At 70.5% G+C, this 4,523-nt stretch carries 4 protein-coding genes; 2 read left to right on the top strand and 2 right to left on the bottom strand.

Annotated features, from left to right (window positions below; translation table 11 throughout):
* Together ACTWQJ_RS46845 and ACTWQJ_RS46840 are read left to right on the top strand one after the other, a co-directional pair.
* The coding region (locus ACTWQJ_RS46845; RefSeq protein WP_443312480.1) for a DUF5753 domain-containing protein at positions 1–757 on the top strand (757 nt) is incomplete at its 5' end.
* Positions 758–842: 85 nt separating this feature from the next.
* The gene (locus ACTWQJ_RS46840) at positions 843–1,658 is read left to right on the top strand and encodes an SAM-dependent methyltransferase (RefSeq protein ID WP_443312479.1); all 816 of its coding nucleotides are present in this window, start codon (positions 843–845) and stop codon (positions 1,656–1,658) included.
* Positions 1,659–1,670: 12 nt separating this feature from the next.
* Here the strand turns inward: ACTWQJ_RS46840 and dnaK are convergent, their stop codons facing one another.
* Both dnaK and ACTWQJ_RS46830 read right to left on the bottom strand, forming a co-directional pair.
* Positions 1,671–3,533: a molecular chaperone DnaK gene (gene dnaK, locus ACTWQJ_RS46835; RefSeq protein ID WP_443312478.1), complete on the bottom strand. Its 1,863-nt coding sequence runs from the start codon at positions 3,531–3,533 to the stop codon at positions 1,671–1,673.
* Between the two features lie 109 nt (positions 3,534–3,642).
* A complete protein-coding gene (locus ACTWQJ_RS46830; protein WP_443312477.1) occupies positions 3,643–4,413 on the bottom strand; it encodes a glycerophosphodiester phosphodiesterase family protein in 771 nt (256 codons plus the stop codon).
* Between the last annotated feature and the right edge of the window lie 110 nt (positions 4,414–4,523).

Raw genomic sequence — 4,523 nt, 5'->3', positions numbered from 1 at the left:
GCGTGTGGCCCCGGCGACCGTACGGCGAATGGAGATAGCCGAGGTCGCGCTCAGGATCCCGTCCCTGCCGATCCTGCTGCACGCCTACGGTGTCCACGAGGACGAGGTGGCCGCGTTCGTCGCGCTGGCCGAGGAGGCGAACCGGCCGGGCTGGTGGCAGCGGTTCCACGATGTGCTGCCGGACTGGTTCAGCCTGTTCGTCAGCCTGGAGGGCGCCGCCGGGATGATCCGTTCCTACGAGCCGCACTTCGTGCCCGGGCTGCTGCAGACCGAGGACTACGCACGTGCCGTGCTGGAGGCCGGGACGATCGGGCAGGCGGGCGGACCGAAGACGATCGAACGGCATGTGTCGCTGCGGATGGCCCGGCAGGAGCTGCTGTGCCGCGCGAACCCGCCGCACCTGTGGGTGATCATGGACGAAACGGTCCTGCGGCGACCGGTGAGCACCCGCCCCGGGGTCATGCGCGCCCAGCTGGACCGGCTGCTGGAGGTCACCGAGAGCGACCGGGTCACCCTGCAGGTCGCGGAGTTCGGCAAGGGCCCGCATCCGGGGACGTACGCGCCCTTCTCGCTGTTCCGCTTCACCGAGCCGGAACTGCCGGACATGGTGTTCACCGAGTACCTCACCGGCGCGCTCTACCTCGACTCCCGCACTGAGGTCTCCGCGCATCTGGAGGTGCTGGACCACATGACGGCGCACGCCGCGTCGGCACAGCGCACCAAGAAGATCCTCCAGGAGCGCCGCGGGGACTTCTAGCGCCCCTGGCCCCTGTCCGCCGTAATGCCCGCCGTAATGACCGCCGTAATTCCTGCCGTACCGAAGACCGAGGAGACCACACCGCATGACCGGATCCGACGCCGCGCCCACCCGCATCGACACCAGCCGGCCACATCCGGCCCGGGTGTACGACTGGTGGCTGGGCGGCAAGGACAACTACCCGGTGGACGAGGAGCTGGCCCGGAAGATCCTCGCCGCGGACGAGACGGTGCTGCGCGGGGCGCGCGCCAACCGGCGTTTCATGCACCGGGCGGTGCGCACCGCCGCCGAGGCCGGGATCCGCCAGTTCCTGGACATCGGCACCGGCATCCCCACCGAGCCGAACCTGCACCAGGTGGCCCAGGGCGTCGCGCCGGAGTCCCGGGTCGTGTACGCCGACAACGACCCGATCGTGCTGCGGCACGCGGAGGCGCTGCTGCACGGCTCCGCCGAGGGCGCCACGCACTATGTGCACGCCGACGTCCGCGACCTGGACGGCGTGCTGCGGCTGGCGGGCGAGACGCTGGACTTCGACCGGCCGGTCGCGCTGTCGCTGGTCGCGCTCACCCACTACCTGAGCGACGACGCCGACGGTGACGACGTGTACGGGCTGCTCGCGAAGTATGTCGCCGCCCTCGCCCCCGGCAGCCACCTGATCCTGTCCCAGGTCACCCCGGACCTCAGCCCGGAGGCCATCGGGAAGGCGGCCGACCACTTCCGGCGCAGCGGCACCCCCTTCTTCCCCCGGTCGCTCGCGGAGTTCGCCCGCTTCTTCGACGGGCTGGAACTGCTCGGCCCCGGAGTCATCCCCGTCCACGGCTGGCGCCCGGAGGCGGAGGACGTGGCCTCCCAGGCCGAGGGCATCGTGCCGGTGTACGCGGGCGTCGCCCGCAAGCCCTGATGGTGCGGGGCCTCAGGCCGCTGGGCCCTTGGAGTCCTTCTCGTCGTCCACGATCTCCGCGTCGACCACTCCTTCCTCGTCCTGGGGTGCGGTGCGCGGCTCGCTCGGCTCCGTCGGGGTCTGCTGGGCCTGCGCGTACATGGCCTGGCCCATCTTCTGGCTCACGGTGGCGAGTTTCTCGACGCCGGTGCGCAGCTCGTTCGTCTCGGCGTTGCGCTCCAGCAGCTGCTTGAGCTCGGTGACGGCCGACTCCACCTCCGACCTGGTGTCGGCCGGCACCCGTTCCTCGTTCTCGCGGAGGAACTTCTCGGTCTGGTAGACGAGCTGCTCGGCCTGGTTGCGGGTCTCGGCGGCCTCCCGGCGCTTGCGGTCCTCCTCGGCGTACTGCTCGGCCTCCCGCATCATGCGGTCGATGTCGTCCTTGGGCAGCGCCGAGCCGCCGGTGACGGTCATCTTCTGCTCGCGGCCGGTTGCCAGGTCCTTCGCGGAGACATGCATGATCCCGTTGGCGTCGATGTCGAAGGCGACCTCGATCTGCGGGACGCCGCGCGGGGCGGGCGGCAGGCCGGTGAGGTCGAAGGTGCCGAGCTTCTTGTTGTACGCGGCGATCTCGCGTTCGCCCTGGTAGACCTGGATGCCGACCGAGGGCTGGTTGTCGGTGGCGGTGGTGAAGATCTCCGAACGCCGGGTCGGGATCGTGGTGTTGCGCTCGATCAGCTTCGTCATGATGCCGCCCTTGGTCTCGATACCCAGGGACAGCGGGGTGACGTCGAGGAGCAGTACGTCCTTGACGTCGCCGCGGATGACGCCGGCCTGGAGGGTGGCGCCGATGGCCACGACCTCGTCGGGGTTGACGCCCTTGTGCGGGTCCTTGCCGGTGAGCTGCTTGACCAGGTCGGTGACGGCGGGCATGCGGGTGGAGCCGCCGACCAGGATGACGTGGTCGACCGCGGCGAGCTTGATGCCGGCGTCCTTGACCGCCTGGTGGAAGGGGGTCTTGCAGCGGTCGAGGAGGTCGGCGGTGAGCTCCTGGAACTGGGCCCGGGTGAGCTTCTCCTCCAGGTGGAGCGGTCCCTCCGCGGAGGCGGTGATGTACGGCAGGTTGATCGACGTCTCCGAGGAGCTGGACAGTTCGATCTTGGCCTTCTCGGCGCCCTCGCGGAGCCGCTGGAGGGCCATCTTGTCGTTGGACAGATCGATGCCGTACTGCCCCTTGAAGCGTTTGACGAGGTGTTCGACGATCCGCTGGTCCCAGTCGTCGCCGCCGAGGTGGGTGTCGCCGTTGGTGGCCTTGACCTCGATCACGCCGTCGCCGATCTCCAGCAGGGAGACGTCGAAGGTGCCGCCGCCGAGGTCGAAGACGAGGACGGTCTGCTCCTCGCCGCGGTCGAGGCCGTAGGCGAGGGCGGCGGCGGTCGGCTCGTTGATGATCCGCAGCACCTTCAGGCCCGCGATCTCCCCGGCCTCCTTGGTGGCCTGCCGCTGGGCGTCGTCGAAGTAGGCGGGCACGGTGATCACCGCGTCGGTGACGTCCTCGCCGAGATAGGCCTCGGCGTCCCGCTTCAGCTTCTGCAGGACTCGCGCCGACAGCTCCTGGGCACGGTAGCGGGTGCCGTCCACGGAGCCCTGTTCCGGGAACCGCCAGTTCGCATCGCCCATGTGGCGCTTGACGGAGCGCGCGGTGCGCTCGACGTTCGTCACGGCCTGCCGTTTGGCGACCTCGCCCACGAGCACCTCGCCGTTCTTGGCGAAGGCCACGACCGACGGTGTGGTCCTGGCCCCTTCCGCATTGGCGACGACGGTGGGTTCGCCGCCCTCCAGGACGGCCACCACCGAGTTCGTGGTTCCGAGATCGATACCGACCGCGCGTGCCATCGCTGTCCCCTTCCGCCAGGGAGCCTCTCGATGTCCAGCACAAAACTTGAGTGGGCTCTTGTCAATGGGGCCTCTTGGTCATTCAGGCACATACCCGGGCAGGGGCCGGTCAGTCGGCGCGGGGCTTCCCGGCCGGTGCAACCGGCTCCGCGGCGCGCGCCCCGTCGCGCAGGGCCACGGCGCGCCGCGGCCGGTCGGTGATCAGTACGTCCACCCGCTCATCGGTCAGGAAGGTCCGCAGTCCGGCGTCGTCGTTGACCGTCCACACCATGGTGAACAGACGGTGCCGGGCGGCCTCGCGCAGCACGTTGGCGCGGGCGAGCCGCTGGTGCACGGCGACCCCGTCCGCTCCGCAGGCCCGCACCCGCCGCAGGGGGAACAGTTCGCTCGCCCGGGTCGCCGCCAGCCGCCCCGCGGCCACCTCCTTGCGGCCGCGCCCCAGCGACAGGGCCGTCCGCACACGGGGGAAGGCGTGCTTGATCGCGGCGATGGAACGGTCCTCCAGCGTGGTGGCCACGAACCCGTCCGTGCCGAGCAGGGCGATCGCCCGGTCGATCAGCTCGCGCTCATGGCCGGTCTCCTTCAGGTCCAGGTGCCCGACGAGTCGGCCGGCGATCAGTTCCATGACGTCGTCCACGACGGGCACGGGGTAGCCGGCGCGTTCGCTCAGCTCGGCGTGGGTGATCAGGGACAGCAGCGGCCCGCCCAGCCGCACGCGGGAATCGTGGTGGACGACGAAGACACCGTCGGCGGTGCGCCGGATGTCGAACTCGACGTACTCCGCGCCCGACCGCAGCGCATCCTCGTACGCCTCCCAGGTGGCGGCGCCGAACTGTTCGGAGCCGCCCCGGTGGGCCGAGACGGCGGGGCGTGGCGTCATGGGTCAACTCCCGGATGACGAGCGGGGCGCGGGCCGCCCCCTGAGGGACGGCCCGTGCCGGAAGTGCGGCTCAGGCGAGCTTCGCGGTGAGCGTGATGGTGGTGCCCGTC

Source organism: Streptomyces sp. KR55, from assembly GCF_052245645.1.
Taxonomy (GTDB): Bacteria; Actinomycetota; Actinomycetes; order Streptomycetales; family Streptomycetaceae; genus Streptomyces; species Streptomyces flavusporus.
Note: the sequence above shows the minus strand (reverse complement) of the source record. Positions and strands in the feature narration are given on the sequence as shown.